Origin of the sequence: Bombella mellum, from assembly GCF_014048465.1 — a bacterium.
Taxonomy (GTDB): Bacteria; Pseudomonadota; Alphaproteobacteria; order Acetobacterales; family Acetobacteraceae; genus Bombella; species Bombella mellum.
On the sequence record NZ_PDLY01000004.1, the window covers coordinates 216,594 to 230,153 of the forward strand.

Sequence of the window (13,560 nt, forward strand, 5' to 3'; positions counted from 1 at the left end):
TACTGGATATATGACAGAATTTCTTTAAAAGACCCCAAAGTCAGTCAACGCCCCCCAGGATATAGATGATCATACATAATCCTCTCCGCTTCTTCGGAAAAAACACTCCGCTCATGAGATATATGAAAAGGAGATTTTTCCTCCCGGTGCCCATAGTCACGTATTCTATTCATCTTATCATTTCTATTCTCACTTTTATACTTCACGTCACTCACACAAAAATCATGACTTACTATTTTATTATATGAATTTATTGCCATGAACCCCACACCCTCCAACTCATTTTCAGGGTCTGAGTCATCAAATACCGCATACGAAATATAACTTATTCCACCCTTCTTAAAAAAATAGACAATGTTATCATCCTCTGTAAAAATATGTTTCAAAGGAAACTCCCCTTCTTTAGGAGATGAGACGATTACGTCATCATGACTCCCATAGACCATATACATGATATAAGGATGTTTCTTTCTACTACCACAAACTGATAAATTCTTCCCTGTATGGGTCGTGCAAGAACTCTCCACATCATCACCAGCATCACAAAGAGTCTGCCCTTCATACCTGCCGCCATTGTTGCCAGTTTCAGCACCGGACTGCCCAGACAGATAAAAAACCACCATCGGAAGCAGCACAAGAAAACGCAACATATTTGCTTTAAAGTTTTTTTTCATTATCCACTCTCCTGACTACTGGGACAAACTGACACGCCAGACTTTATCGAACCAGGTTATTTAAAGAAAACGTCCACTTCTACCGAGACCAAACCTCTGATATCCCCCAACATAAGTCAAAAGCAACCATTCCTATGCTTCAGTCCTACAGAAACGCCATTACCTTCCGAAGAAAAATCAGCTCCAATAGAAATATTCATCTTCAGTTATATGGAATAGTTCCAAAAACCATGCCACAATTTCTGCTAAAAATTCTTCTGTCTACGCTTCTCCCCTTCCCCAATAACCTCAATGCCACGCCATTTTAAAAATAAGGCTCTAAAAGCTTGCTTTGGCAAAATAATTACCCATCTCATGACAATCAAATGCCACTTCTCTTCACTTATTCAGGTCATCTCACCTTTTTATAAAATATAACACAGTGCAAAACCACACACTGCCCAGCCTGTAGCAAATTCATAAAAACAATCCAGCCTGCAAATATGAGAGCGGCTCAACCTTCCCGGAAATTACATACGCATGGACCACCCACAGCTCTGGGTCTGTTCAAACTCCTGTGTCTGACCCTGAGTGCTCGTCTGCCTCTGCTGGACATCAGCACTGGGGGAGGCCTGTACCTTGTGAAGAAGATTCTGCCAGTACATCCCCGCATCAGACACGCTGGACATTTCAGACGTACGGGCCGTTTTTTCCGGAAGCAGGATGGATTCGACGGTCTGTGCCTGTCTGGCCCTGTAGGCGTCATCAAGCACCTGACGGGTCTGGGAACCGACAAGGCCATCAACCTTCAGGCCATTGTCCCGCTGAAACTCTTCAACACCATATTTTGTCAAAGGACCAAATTTTCCATCAACGGACAGTTCCCTGCCATCCCGGCCCGTATAGTGCAGTGCATTAAGTTCATGCTGCACGTCAGAAACCCGATCACCATGAGAGCCTTCTCTCAGAAGCGGTACCGTCATGCGGGAAGGCTCTCTCCCGACTTCATGGGACATTTCATGAGCCGCCTCATGCCGCAAAGGCTCCCCCCGCAGATGAGGAGACGCTTCGGAATGGGAAGGGGCATTTACATGAGGACTGGCCTGTGTCTGAAAAGCTGGAGACGCCTCTGCCCGCCTTACCTCATTCTCGGCAGGATGGGCGGAATGCTCTGCCGCCCTGACACTTTGAGCCACCTCTGCTGTCGTACTGGCGGTCTGTGTCTGTCTGGCCCGGCAGAGTACATCCAGCCTGCTCAGCGTATCACTGTCAGCGACACCGTGAGGCGTCAGACCATTGACCTCCTGAAGCTTCGTTACCGCCGCCTTGGTCCTAGCATCATATAGGCCATCAACAGCAACATCATAACCGGCAATATTCAGCTTTTCCTGCAACCGGGTAATGTCTTCTTTTGAACTGCGGGAGAAGACCGTTGGTGGAACGACCTCTTCACTCACTGGCCGAGGGGTATAACCATTTTTAATGGCAACGTCCCATTCCTGAGCCCTTGTTACCCGCTGATCAAGGGCGTTTCTCCCACCATTAATGGTTCTGGTCAGCCTTTCAGAGTCTATTGCAGCGTCAGTAAGCAGCTTCCCATGCTGATTCTCTTTAAGGTACTCTATGGCAATTTCAGTAGCAATACGTGGATTGGAAGCAAGTTCAGGATACTTTAGCAGATCAATGCCAAGTTTCTGGCCTATGGTCTTATAATTGTCATGCCCGGTCAGCTGGCAATATCCTCGCCCCTTGTAGAGATGACCTTCTCCTTCTTTATTTCCCATCCTATGGTCATAGCGAAAATCTCCCTTGGCATCAGGACTGATTTTATTAAAGTCATCGACATCACTCAAATTTTCTATCCGACGTCTGTGATGATCAAGATCAATAAATGTCCGAGAATTATGATGCTTCCTATCATGATTTATGCATTCTCTTAAAAATTCATCTTTAGATTCCAGAGTGTTATACTTATATTTAAGATTTTCTTCCATTTTTTTAAAATGCCACGTTTCAACATCTGCTTGGCCCATATAATTGGACAACATCCCCCGAAGACGGCTACCCTCCAGAGTATCCTTACTTAGGACACTCAGATCAGCCCCTTCTTTTTTTAACTCTTCAACAAACTTGATCATGACCAAATCTGCTCGAGCTCGTTGCTCCTTTGTCAAATCTTGAGGAAACATCAATTGTGAACCTTGGTGTTGCGTGCGTCCTGTCGACATATCAGCCTCAATTTATCCTATGATGCCCCCCTCCCCGTCTTTGCGATTAAAGAGACAAAGGTCATTCTGTCATAAAATTCATTCCTCTGGATACAAATGCTCATACATTATGTGGTTGAGATGTTCATCCAGAAAACCTCGCTCATCAATACGATGACGATATTTACTTTCCTTTACAGAATAATTAGAAATTCTTTCTTCTGAACCTTTACTATCCTTTTGCCCTACATCCTTTAAACAAAAATCATGACTGACAATCTCATGGTCACCAACATTCCGTATAATTAACCCATATCCATGCAATACATTATCGGGATCTGAATAGTCAGAAACAGAATAAGCAAGATACTGATCTTTATCTTTATTAAAAAAACGAATAAGCCCCATCTCTTTCGGAAATTCTCCTGTCGACACATATCTCAAAGGAAATACTCCACTTCTCGGAGAAGTGATACTAACATTTCCGGGAGTTCCATAAGCTATATACATAACATAGGGATTCTGTTTCTTGGCTCCACAAATAGACAAATTTCTCCCTGCCTGTGTCGTACAAGAAAGCTCTACATCATCGCCTGCATCACAAAGAGTCTGCCCTTCATACTTGCCAGTACTACTTCCAGTGTCAGCACCGGACTGCCCAGACAGATAAATAGCCGCCATCGGAAACAGCACAAGAAAACGCAACATATTTGCTTTAAAGTTTTTTTTCATTATCCACTCTCCCGACCACTGGAAAAAACTAACACGCCTGACTTTATTGAGCCGCATTATTAAAAAAATCGTCCACTTCTCCCGCCAAGACAGAACCACTGGCACACCGAAACAAGACAGAAAACAGATGGTCTTGCCGATCCAGCAAGCAGATTCCACACACCATCTTCCAAAGAAGAATCAACCGGAACAGCCCCCAAGAACCAAGCCACGATCCTCGCCAAACATGCCCCTGCCTATGCTGGCCTCAGTAGGCCCAAGGCTACGTTATTTTTGGAATAAGACATTATTGTGTCTTCATTGACTGTTACAGCACAAATGAAACTGAACAACCTGCTCTTCCTTACAGGAAAGGGAAAACTCCCCCCTCCATTCTCTTCTCCTCACATGTGCTGAAGACCCTGAGCCATCACTTTTCAGGAAAACGAAACGTTATTATATAACATTACATCCTGTCCCGGTCAGAAAGGCTTCCATGTTTCCGCTGCGTCCCTTATCCTGCCTGTCACTCCTTCTGACACTGATGACCGGCCTCCTCTCACAACCGGCCCGAGCCGGAGCGGAGGAGAACCATCAGGAACCGGCCACACCCGTGCTCAGCTGCGTGGAACCCGTATGGTGTGACATCGCCCAGCAGATCGGCGGAACCGAACTGCGGACACGCTCCCTCATCACCAGCGAGGGGATGGACCCGCATCATCTCCAGCCGTCACCGCTCATGGCCCGGCAGCTGGCAACGAGCGATGCCGTGCTGCTCAATGGCGCAACCTATGATGACTGGGCCATGAAGCTGCTGCCCGGCGGGATGAAGCTCTTCCTTGCCGCAGACTATGCAGGCTGGCTGTCGGGAACGGACCCTCATCTCTTTTTCGATCTTCCCACGGTGAGAAAAACGGCCCGGCAGATCGCCTCGTGGCTTTCCGACGTGAGACCCCAGGCCCGGCAGGACATAAACCAGCGTCTCGCCCTGTTTGAAGAGCGGATGGACCAGATATCAGCCCGTCTGGATGCCATAAGCCAGACAGACCATGGTGCTCCCTTCGCCATGACAGAGCCAGCCGGAGAACGCCTGCTTCTGGCTGCCGGGCTGGAAATGACGGACCAGAGCTGGGCCAGGGCACTGATGAACGAAACCGGCCTGTCCCCCTACGACACAGCCATGCTGGAAACGGCCATCAGGCAGAAAACCATCCGCTTTCTGGTCCGCAACCCGGCCATCAGTGCTCCGCAGGCCCGGACGGTCGAGGAACTGGCCCGACAGGCGGGCATTCCCGTCATTTCCATCGGAGAAAGCCTTCCTGTCGGCCTGCACTGGCAGGACTGGCTGAACCAGCTGCTCACGACACTTGAAGAGGCCCTGAAACAGACAGCCCCTCACGAAGCACCGCTCCAGACGGCACCGTGAAAAAGGCCCATCTTTCCTGCCGTGATGTCAGCCTCCGGGTCGGGCAGCATCCTGTCCTGAGCCACGCCTCGCTTGAGCTTCCCCTGAACGGGCTGACCATCCTGCGGGGGCGGAACGGAGCAGGGAAGACCTGTTTCCTCCGGGCACTGACCGGCATCCTGCCCCTGCAGGGCGGGAATATCCTCGTCAACGGCCATCCACCGGCCGAGGCCCGGCATCATTGCGGATACATGCCCCAGCGCACGGATGACACGGCTCCCATGCTTCCTGTCATCAGCCATGTCATGGCCTGCGTGGAGGGATCATGCTGGGGCCTTCCACATCCCGGCAGAACACGCCGGAAAGCTGAGGCCCTCCTGTCCGAGACGGATGCCCTGTCTCTGGCCGACCGCCCACTTGGCGTCCTGTCCGGCGGGGAAAGGCAGCGCGTGGCTCTGGCGCAGGCCCTTGCCAGCTCCCCGAACCTTCTCATTCTTGATGAACCCTTCGCCGCTCTGGATCATGGAAGCCATGAGGCCCTGCTCCAGCTCTTCACCCGGCTTCATCAGCAGAAGGGAATGGACCTGCTCATGACGGCCCACGGTCCACTGGCAACGTCTAACCTCTCCCTGCCCGTACGGGAGATCACGCTGAGAGAAGGGGCACTCCATGTCTGATCCCGGCCCCTTTGCCTTCCCGTTCATGCAGCACGCCTTTCTGGGCTGTTTTCTGGTATCCCTTCTGGCAGGCAGCCTCGGATGGTTCATGCTGCTGCGGCGGCAGGCCTTTGCAGCCCATGCCCTGCCTCATATCGGCTTCAGCGGAGCGGCGGCGGCCGTCTGGCTGCACCTCCCTCCACTGACGGGCATGATGGCCGCCAGCATGATGGGCGGCCTCTTCATGGGACAGACGGGGCAGGGCAGGGAACATTCCGCCCAGCGGGACACGATGACCGGCCTGATCCTTGCCGCCAGTCTGGGCATCGGGGTCTGGTGCCTCCACGAAGCCAACGAAGCCTCCTCCCAAGCCACGACCCTCCTGTTCGGTGACGTGCTTGGGCTGGACGGTACGACACTGAGTCTTCTGGCGGGACTGGTCGCCGTCTGCCTTGCAGGACTGGCCATCCTCTGGCGTCCGCTGCTCTTCGTCAGTCTCACCCCCAGTCTGGCTGAATCGCAGGGACTGTCACCGGCCCGTCTTGGCCAGCTGTTCCTCCTGCTGGCGGCCCTGGCGTCCGCCGCCTGTGCCGAGATCGCCGGTGCCCTGCTCTGTTTCAGCCTGATGATCGGCCCCGCCGCCGCCGCCCTGAAACTGGGGCTGCCTCCGGCCAGAGGGATCGCCTGTTCCGTTCTGGGTGCCCTGCTGCTCTCATGGGGCGGGCTGCTCCTCTCATGGTACAGCGACATTCCGCTGCCGTTCTGGATCAGCCTCGGCGGTGTCAGCCTCTACCTGCTTGCCAGCCTCATCCAGCGGCAGGCCCGATGACCGGCCTCAGCAGGTCAGAAATCCTGCATGTTCACGAGGGTGAAATGGACAATGATGAGGATGGCCACAATGATGACGTGAAAAAGGATCACCCATTTCCCGTCCAGTACGAACACCTCATAATCACTCTTCGGCCAGACGACCCGGAACCATCTGATCAGCGGGGCCAGTCTGCCCTGCACGTCTGAAAGCTTCATTGCTGTTTCTCTCCACCATTCGCCATGTACATTCTCTTGCGGCGGCTCTCCAGAATCATGATGTTTTCATAATTTATGAAACTTCTTCTTGAGAGCGGTTTCCTTCCTCGCTATGCGCCCTTATCATAGAGTTTTGAACATTCTGCCAGCCTCATCTTAACAGGCTGGCAACAGCCTGCTGACCTGTTCGAGAGGTTTTTTTCGTGACGCACCCTGCCATGCCTGACCCTCAGGAGCATTTTCTGGACGGACCAGAACTCCCTGCCGGGGTAACACGCTTCTGGCTGGTTCGTCACGCCATCGTGAAGGAAACGGCCCGGCAGACCATGTATGGAACCCTCGACGTTCCTCTCTGCCCCCACCATCTGACCATGCAGCAGCCAGCCTACCGGGCACTGGCACGCCGCCTGCCCCGCAGGGCGGCATGGCTTTCCTCACCCCTCCAGCGGGCACGGAAAACAGGCCTGGCCATACAGGAGGCTGGCGACTTCTCCGTCCCTCTGGAAATCGACCCGGCTTTCGTCGAACAGTCCATAGGGGACTGGAACGGCACCCCCCACGAGACCTTTCCCGCACTCCTCCGGAAACCGGCTCCACCCTTCTGGTCCATCGCCGCTGACGAACGCCCACCCCAGGGGGAAAGCATGTTGGATGTCCGCCAGCGCATCGGCCAAGCCCTGGAACGCCACGCCCGGGACAGGGAAGGGCAGGACATGGTCGTCCTCAGCCATGGCGGGGCCATCCGCATGGCCCTGTCCCACTGTCTGGACATCCCCGTGGACACGGCCCTGCGCTTCTGCATACAGAATCTCTCCCTCAGCATCATCGAGCACATTGCCGGGCACTGGCGGGTCGTCACGATCAACGAACTTCCTGACTTTCAAGAGCCTGCATGATGAAAGGCTGGTTTGGTGATGATCTCTTCCGTGTTGTCCTGAAGAATGCTGGCCGGCTGGGGTCCACCAAGCTGATCGGGGCCGCCGTCGGGCTGGTTGCCCTCGTCAGCACGGGACGGACGCTCCGCCCGCATGATTTCGGCGTCCTGACCCTGATCGCCTCCTACATCGAGACCATCGCCGCCATCGGGCAGTTCCAGAGCTGGCAGATCGTCCTGCACTATGCCGCCGTGCCCTGGCAGAAAGGCGAGCGCGGCACGGTGCAGAACAGCATCAGCCTGGCCATCGGGCTGGACATCTGTGCGGGGCTGCTGTCCATGCTGTTCGGCATCCTGGCCTTCCTGTTCTTCGGCAGGCTGCTGGGCATACATGACCAGCACACGATTCTGGTCCTGATCTACTGCACGCTGATCCCCGGCATGGGCAGCACGGCAGCCTATGGCATCCTCCGCCTGTTCGACCGCATAGACCTCGTCTCCCGCCAGCAGCTCATCACCCCGACCGTCCGTGCCGTAGGCTGCCTGCTGGCCTGGGTCAGCGGAACCAAACTGACAGGCTTCGTCATCGCCTGGTATCTGGCCCTTCTGGCCGGGCAGATCTATCTCTGGGGCACAGCCCTGCTCGAACTGAAACGCCACGACCTGCTGAAAGGGTTACGCCCCAGCATCATCCGGGCCTCCCGCCAGATGCCTGAAGGCATGTGGGGGTTCGTCTGGACGGCCAGCATCACCACAGTTCTGGAAACCGTCTGGGAACCGATCAGCAAGCTGCTCGTGGGCAAGATCGTCAGCACGTCGGCCGCCGGTCTCTATTCCCTGGCCATGGAATTTCTGGATGCCGTCCAACGGCCCGCCAAACTTCTGGAAAAGAGCTACTATCCCGAAGTGGTCCTCATGAATCCACGGACCTCCGCCCCCTGGAAGCTGGCCCTGCGGACGAGCGTCTTCTCCGGCGCACTCGGGCTGCTGGCCATGCTGGTCGTCTATGTCGGAGGGAAACCCGTCATCAGCATGTTTGGTCACCGGTTCGGTGATGCCGCCACGCTGATGATGTGGATGTCTCCCTCCCTGGTCTTCTTCACCGCCGGACTTCCCATGGAAGGCGTCCTCTATACGGCGGGACGGTCCCATTACATCATGCTGGCGCAGCTCTTCTCCGTCTGCATCTATGTTCCGCTGCTCGTCTACATGGGGCATCATTACGGCCTGAATGGAGCCGGGCTTGCCTATGCCCTAGGCATATTCTTTGCTACCCTCCTCATGTTCGCCATGATGGGCGTGACCTATCTGCGCCGGAACAGGATCGTCCTCCCACATGAGAGAGAAACACGCCACAGCGGCGACCTGCCTGCCACGTCCGGCAGCTGAGTACCGTCAGGAGAAGAACAGACCATGCCCATCTTCCCCTTCCGCCCGTCTGCCAGCCGCCGCAGCACGCCGGCCTTTCCACAGGCGATGCTGGATACCGTTTTCGAGCATGTTCTTCTTGATGACGTTCCTCATCCCGACACGCCCCTTCCGCAGGATGTCCTGCCCGCCTGCACGGCGGAAGAAGTCGGGGAAGGGTACAATCTCTGCTGGCAGCTTCTGGAACATGGCGTGGACCGCAGGGCCTTCCGCCGCCTCATCCTGAAGATTGCCCTATCCGGCGTGGCCAATGATGAAGAGCAGCTGGCCTTCAAATATGCCCGGGCAAAATTCAAGCACATGCGCTTTGCCTGTGCCAACTTCACCCGGCATCACCGTTACCCGCTGCTTCTGCATGTCGTCACCATCATCATGGGCAACATGCAGGATGCCTTCAAGAACCATCAGCGGCGGGCCACGCTGACCAATGGCCTCATCCTGTGGGTGGCCCTGTCACCGGCCTATTACTGGCTGATCTCCACCCCCATTGCCCTCTGGAAAGAAGATGATGCCACCGGAATCATCGCCTACCAGAAAAAAGAAAACGCCAGGCTGGCAAAACTGATACGCAGACTGGACGCCACGACCGGCCATGAGTTCCATGTCATGCGGAAGATCATCAGCCGCCGCGTGGCCTTCAACGATACGCTGCGTACCATCCGGCCCTCTCGTGAACTGGATCAGCTATCCGAATATCTGGCCACGATCAACGGCATGATGGGCGATTTTCACGATGGTCTGATCGAGAAGAAACTGGACGGGACACAGAATTACCGCCGGGACCGCTTCCAGTCCCCGGAGGGCATTCCCCAGCGCATCCGGGCCTTTCTGGAACGCAGCCCCCACTGAGGACATGCCCCGGCCATGCGGGGCTGACTGAATCTCAGGCGATCCCGTGTTTTTTCAGCAGGTCCAGCACTTCCTGCTGCACGGCCTCATAAGACTGGCGGGCATCCACCTCCACCAGCGGCGCATGGTTGAAGTTCAGCTTCGGCATCAGCTCCGTCTTGACCCGCAGGGCCTCCAGATCATGGTCCGGCTTGCGCCCGTAGGCCGTGTCCGCATCCACGTTCAGCCGGATGACCAGATCAGGCCTGAACTCCGCTATGCGCTGGTAGATGCCTTTCTCCAGATGGGCCAGAAGACGGATCAAGGGGTTATGGCTGTAGGCAGCGGACAGCCCGGGGCCATCACACTGGCCGGGAATTTCCACCTGAGGGTAACGGTCCGTCACGACCAGAAAACCTTTCTCAACAGCCCGCCGGACCCGCAGGAAACGCCTCATCCGAACCAGGGAAAAGACGAACAGGACAAGTCCCGTCATCATGCCAGGCATCTTCTCGCCCTTCGTGCGGGCTTTCTTCGCTTTCCGGTTCAGTTTCTTTTCCAGTGCCGGACCAATGAAAGGCAGGGCACCGATCCGCCGCCCCAGATCACCAGACCCGAGACCTAGATAGCCATAAACGGCAGGACGGGTTTCAGAAAAATGCTGCACCAGATACTGGCTGATGCTGGACTTTCCCGAGCCATCACACCCGACGAGAGACACCAGCCGACCGGCCCTGTACCCTTTCAGCCCTACATGAGGCGGATCATCAGCACCTGACGACTGGCCAGAACAGGGATACAGGGCCAGCACCTTGCGGACCGTCTCCTCTGCCTGTTCCAGCACCTGCTCCAGCGGCTCCGTACCGTCAATATCGACAATCGGTGCCCCGGCGAACTCCAGTCTGGCTAGGTCGTCGATCTTGCGGGCCAGTTTGAAAGGCACATGGTCCGGCTTGCGCTGCAACGCCGTTTCAAGATCAACATTCAGCCTGATGACGACATCCGGCCGGAAGCAGGCCATGCGGCCATAAAGGCCACGCTCCACCCGGCTGAACAGCCGCAGCAGGACACCATCACGATTCAGGTTGGCCAGGGTAGGGCCATCCATGGGACCGGGCACAACATTCTGAGGGTAGCGATCTGTCAGAATTGTCAGACCCCGTTCATGCCTGTATCGCATGAGGACAAAACGGAACACCCGCCGCATGGACAGGACGAAGCCCGACACTGCCGCCAGAACGCCTGCCTTTTTGCCGGACTGTATCCGGCCATTTTCTTTTCTGGCCTTGCCCGTCACATACGGACCGATGAAGGGCAGGGGAGCCAGTGTTCGCTCCAGATTGCCCGCCTGCTTGCCCAGATGACAGAACGCCGTGGGCCGTTCAGCCTGCAACAGCTCGAGCAGGGCCGCCCCCACGGTGGACTTCCCGCTTCCATCGCACCCGACCAAGGCTATCACCGGCTGGTGCCGCCCTGCGACCGGCCGAGGCTTGAACTCGCTTACACGCATAGCACTCTCATCTTTTATGATGCCGCCATCCTATCCTGTCTTGCCTGTCCATAACAGACTTATGGCAGGCCTGCCTGTATAAAGTGCTCCCGGCCATTATCCCCGACGGCCATCAGGTTCTTCAGGACCGAAGCCTTCCATACGGAAGGATAAGCGGCGCATGGAGTGCAACCATACTACACGCCTGTCAGATCCGGCAGGAATAAGTCCTACATGCTTTAACGTGTAACAGTTTTTCATCATTACGAAATGATGCCAAGCTGAAGACCCTCCAGATACTTCATGAGCACCATAAAAAAAGCCGACAGATGCCTGATCTATCGGCCTTGATTTCATGAAACGGATGCTGTTTCCACCTCAGTTCGACGCAGGGCCAAACCGGTTCTCTCCAGCCGTGCCTTCCAGGCACAGAAAAATGATGTTCACGACAGGCAACAGAATCCACCAACCGGAACGGTCGGAATCATGCAGCCGTCTCACGCCAACAGCCAGACAGGGAAGGAAAATAAAGAGGGTATACAGGTCCTTGAGGAGATCCGTTCCCAGAAAAGTCCCAACGCCCCCGACTATGATACCAACGATGATATTGAAGAGAAAAAAATACCAGTATTCAGGACGGGTTGCCCGCCCGCTGAATGTCACATAATTTTTTATGGCCTTCACATAATAGTTGAAGGGATTTCCACTTTCCATGGCATGACCTTTCCTAAAAATTAACGATAATTTTCTGATCTTGTTCCAGAGTCAACAGATATCTGACATCCCTTACAGAGCCATGCCATAACGGCGGGCACACCAGACCACGGCAAGATAAAGCAGAACCGTCAGCACACAGCCAGCAACCAGACTGCCCCAGAAAGGCCAGCCTCGCCGCAGGAGGGCGGGGATCAGCAGAAACATGGGCAGGGATGGCAGAACGTACCAGAAAGTCGCCTCGCTATGAGTGGCCATCAGCTCACGGTCCGGTTTCTCGGCCCAGAGAAAGATCATTCCCAGAACGGACACAAGCGGCAGGGACGCAATGAGCGCACCCAGGGCGGGAAGGCGACGGGCCACCGTGGCAATGGAGGCCACAAGCACGGCGGACAGAACGGTTTTTAGGAGAAAGGGGATCATCTTCTTTCCGGCAGAAAACGCAGAGCGGGTGTCCTGCCGCTGGCATCGGAAAGCTTTCGACATCTTTTCAGGGGAACCGGTCGATTGTGGTGGGCACACTAGGGCTCGAACCTAGGACCCGCTGATTAAGAGTCAGCTGCTCTACCAACTGAGCTATGTGCCCACAATCGGTAACCGATGAGTGCTTATCTATCAGCCTTCACAAAGGCTGACAAGGGTATTTTAAACATTTTTCCAAAAAAATCAGCTCTGTCCAGTCAGACGGGCCATGAGGGCCTCAAACTGCTCCAGAGAGGAATAGTTGATCTTCAGCGAGCCGCTTTTCCCATTGAAGCGTATCTGCGTCTTCAGCCCGAAACGGGCGGAAAGGTCTTCCTCCAGCCGGGTGATCTCCGGGGCTGGGGCCGCCACAGCCTTCTCCTCGCTGGCCGCCTTGTTCAGCCGGGCCACGAGGTCTTCCGTCTGGCGGACATTCAGCCCCTTTGCCAGCACCTCCGCCATGCCTGCCACAGGGTCGGGATGACCGAGCAGGGCACGGGCATGACCGGCACTCAGCCCACCATCCCGCAGCTGGACCAGAACGGCCTCCGGCAGGTTCAGCAGGCGCATGGTATTGGTGATGTGGGAACGGGACTTGCCGATCGCCCCGGCCAGCTCCTCCTGCGTCAGGCTGTATTCCTGCAACAGCCGCTGCAGTCCCATCGCCTCTTCCACGGGGTTGAGATCCGACCGCTGAAGGTTCTCGACCATGGCCGCCGCCATGGCATCCGTATCATCAAGCTGACGGATATAGACGGGCACCTCATGCAGACCCGCCTTCTGGGAGGCCCGCCAGCGGCGTTCACCAGCAATGATCTGATACCGCCCTTTCCGCTCGGGGTCCGGCCTGACCAGAATAGGCTGGATGACCCCACGGGACCGGATGGAATCCGCAAGCTCGGCCAGCCGGTCTTCATTCATGTCCTGCCGGGGCTGGAACGGGCTGGGGGCAAGAAGGTCCACTCCAAGGCTTCCCGGCTGGGACGGAGCCTGTGCCTCACCCTGCGAGGCTCCGACACGGGCCAGATTGGGGGCCTGATCTCCCAGAAGGGCCGCCAGTCCCCGGCCAAGTCTGCGGGAGGAGGGGGGTGCCTTTTTCGCCATGTC

The 13,560-nt window shown here is 55.5% G+C and carries 14 protein-coding genes and 1 tRNA gene; 6 read left to right on the top strand and 9 right to left on the bottom strand.

Going from position 1 to position 13,560, the window contains the following annotated elements:
* Nucleotides 1–44 precede the first annotated feature (44 nt).
* The 3 genes from CPA56_RS07500 to CPA56_RS07510 all read right to left on the bottom strand — a co-directional run bounded on the left by CPA56_RS07500 (nucleotide 45) and on the right by CPA56_RS07510 (nucleotide 3,592).
* Nucleotides 45–674 (bottom strand): hypothetical protein, encoded by a 630-nt coding sequence (locus CPA56_RS07500; protein WP_182041370.1) that lies wholly within the window; start codon nucleotides 672–674, stop codon nucleotides 45–47.
* 509 nt (nucleotides 675–1,183) lie between these two features.
* Nucleotides 1,184–2,881, bottom strand: coding sequence for a peptidoglycan-binding protein (locus CPA56_RS07505; RefSeq protein WP_182041371.1), 1,698 nt, complete (start codon nucleotides 2,879–2,881; stop codon nucleotides 1,184–1,186).
* Between the two features lie 78 nt (nucleotides 2,882–2,959).
* A complete protein-coding gene (locus CPA56_RS07510; protein ID WP_182041372.1) occupies nucleotides 2,960–3,592 on the bottom strand; it encodes a hypothetical protein in 633 nt (210 codons plus the stop codon).
* 475 nt (nucleotides 3,593–4,067) lie between these two features.
* Here CPA56_RS07510 and CPA56_RS07515 point away from each other — a divergent pair, with 475 nt between their 5' ends.
* Genes CPA56_RS07515 through CPA56_RS07525 form a run of 3 tightly spaced genes read left to right on the top strand, consistent with a single transcriptional unit; the run spans nucleotide 4,068 to nucleotide 6,461 of the window.
* Entirely contained in the window at nucleotides 4,068–4,997 is a 930-nt protein-coding gene (locus CPA56_RS07515; protein WP_182041373.1) for a metal ABC transporter solute-binding protein, Zn/Mn family, read from the top strand.
* Nucleotides 4,994–5,653: a metal ABC transporter ATP-binding protein gene (locus tag CPA56_RS07520; protein WP_182041374.1), complete on the top strand. Its 660-nt coding sequence runs from the start codon at nucleotides 4,994–4,996 to the stop codon at nucleotides 5,651–5,653. Before CPA56_RS07515 ends, CPA56_RS07520 begins: the two co-directional genes overlap by 4 nt.
* Complete coding sequence (locus CPA56_RS07525) at nucleotides 5,646–6,461, top strand: metal ABC transporter permease (protein WP_182041375.1); 816 nt, start codon at nucleotides 5,646–5,648, stop codon at nucleotides 6,459–6,461. The genes CPA56_RS07520 and CPA56_RS07525 overlap by 8 nt, the downstream gene beginning before the upstream one ends.
* Before the next feature lie 14 nt (nucleotides 6,462–6,475).
* Here the strand turns inward: CPA56_RS07525 and CPA56_RS07530 are convergent, their stop codons facing one another.
* On the bottom strand, nucleotides 6,476–6,658 hold the full coding sequence (locus CPA56_RS07530) for a hypothetical protein (protein ID WP_182041376.1): 183 nt from the start codon (nucleotides 6,656–6,658) through the stop codon (nucleotides 6,476–6,478).
* A gap of 218 nt (nucleotides 6,659–6,876) precedes the next feature.
* On the opposite strand from CPA56_RS07530, the gene CPA56_RS07535 reads away from it, so the two are divergent.
* From CPA56_RS07535 to CPA56_RS07545, 3 genes are read left to right on the top strand one after another with little or no spacing between them, the layout of a single operon-like run.
* On the top strand, nucleotides 6,877–7,554 hold the full coding sequence (locus CPA56_RS07535) for a histidine phosphatase family protein (RefSeq protein WP_182041377.1): 678 nt from the start codon (nucleotides 6,877–6,879) through the stop codon (nucleotides 7,552–7,554).
* Nucleotides 7,551–8,921 (top strand): lipopolysaccharide biosynthesis protein, encoded by a 1,371-nt coding sequence (locus tag CPA56_RS07540; protein WP_182041378.1) that lies wholly within the window; start codon nucleotides 7,551–7,553, stop codon nucleotides 8,919–8,921. Before CPA56_RS07535 ends, CPA56_RS07540 begins: the two co-directional genes overlap by 4 nt.
* 24 nt (nucleotides 8,922–8,945) lie before the next feature.
* Nucleotides 8,946–9,809, top strand: coding sequence for a hypothetical protein (locus tag CPA56_RS07545; RefSeq protein WP_182041379.1), 864 nt, complete (start codon nucleotides 8,946–8,948; stop codon nucleotides 9,807–9,809).
* 34 nt (nucleotides 9,810–9,843) lie between these two features.
* Here CPA56_RS07545 and CPA56_RS09485 read toward each other — a convergent pair whose 3' ends face one another.
* The 5 genes from CPA56_RS09485 to CPA56_RS07570 form a co-directional block, all read right to left on the bottom strand.
* The gene (locus CPA56_RS09485; protein ID WP_229707519.1) at nucleotides 9,844–11,298 is read right to left on the bottom strand and encodes a nucleoside/nucleotide kinase family protein; all 1,455 of its coding nucleotides are present in this window, start codon (nucleotides 11,296–11,298) and stop codon (nucleotides 9,844–9,846) included.
* Between the two features lie 357 nt (nucleotides 11,299–11,655).
* Nucleotides 11,656–11,991: a DUF805 domain-containing protein gene (locus CPA56_RS07555; protein ID WP_182041380.1), complete on the bottom strand. Its 336-nt coding sequence runs from the start codon at nucleotides 11,989–11,991 to the stop codon at nucleotides 11,656–11,658.
* Nucleotides 11,992–12,063: 72 nt separating this feature from the next.
* The gene (locus CPA56_RS07560; protein WP_182041381.1) at nucleotides 12,064–12,414 is read right to left on the bottom strand and encodes a DUF3147 family protein; all 351 of its coding nucleotides are present in this window, start codon (nucleotides 12,412–12,414) and stop codon (nucleotides 12,064–12,066) included.
* Nucleotides 12,415–12,501: 87 nt separating this feature from the next.
* Nucleotides 12,502–12,577, bottom strand: a tRNA-Lys gene (locus tag CPA56_RS07565).
* 80 nt (nucleotides 12,578–12,657) lie between these two features.
* Nucleotides 12,658–13,557, bottom strand: coding sequence for a ParB/RepB/Spo0J family partition protein (locus CPA56_RS07570; RefSeq protein ID WP_182041382.1), 900 nt, complete (start codon nucleotides 13,555–13,557; stop codon nucleotides 12,658–12,660).
* Nucleotides 13,558–13,560 lie beyond the last annotated feature (3 nt).

Excerpts from the sequence above, each read along its gene's own strand:
- CPA56_RS07500 (WP_182041370.1), bottom strand. The coding sequence starts at position 674 with ATGAAAAAAAACTTTAAAGCAAATATGTTGCGTTTTCTTGTGCTGCTT.
- CPA56_RS07505 (WP_182041371.1), bottom strand. The coding sequence starts at position 2,881 with ATGTCGACAGGACGCACGCAACACCAAGGTTCACAATTGATGTTTCCT.
- CPA56_RS07510 (WP_182041372.1), bottom strand. The coding sequence starts at position 3,592 with ATGAAAAAAAACTTTAAAGCAAATATGTTGCGTTTTCTTGTGCTGTTT.
- CPA56_RS07515 (WP_182041373.1), top strand. The coding sequence starts at position 4,068 with ATGTTTCCGCTGCGTCCCTTATCCTGCCTGTCACTCCTTCTGACACTG.
- CPA56_RS07525 (WP_182041375.1), top strand. The coding sequence starts at position 5,646 with ATGTCTGATCCCGGCCCCTTTGCCTTCCCGTTCATGCAGCACGCCTTT.
- CPA56_RS07530 (WP_182041376.1), bottom strand. The coding sequence starts at position 6,658 with ATGAAGCTTTCAGACGTGCAGGGCAGACTGGCCCCGCTGATCAGATGG.
- CPA56_RS07535 (WP_182041377.1), top strand. The coding sequence starts at position 6,877 with ATGCCTGACCCTCAGGAGCATTTTCTGGACGGACCAGAACTCCCTGCC.
- CPA56_RS07540 (WP_182041378.1), top strand. The coding sequence starts at position 7,551 with ATGATGAAAGGCTGGTTTGGTGATGATCTCTTCCGTGTTGTCCTGAAG.
- CPA56_RS07545 (WP_182041379.1), top strand. The coding sequence starts at position 8,946 with ATGCCCATCTTCCCCTTCCGCCCGTCTGCCAGCCGCCGCAGCACGCCG.
- CPA56_RS09485 (WP_229707519.1), bottom strand. The coding sequence starts at position 11,298 with ATGCGTGTAAGCGAGTTCAAGCCTCGGCCGGTCGCAGGGCGGCACCAG.
- CPA56_RS07555 (WP_182041380.1), bottom strand. The coding sequence starts at position 11,991 with ATGGAAAGTGGAAATCCCTTCAACTATTATGTGAAGGCCATAAAAAAT.
- CPA56_RS07560 (WP_182041381.1), bottom strand. The coding sequence starts at position 12,414 with ATGATCCCCTTTCTCCTAAAAACCGTTCTGTCCGCCGTGCTTGTGGCC.
- CPA56_RS07570 (WP_182041382.1), bottom strand. The coding sequence starts at position 13,557 with ATGGCGAAAAAGGCACCCCCCTCCTCCCGCAGACTTGGCCGGGGACTG.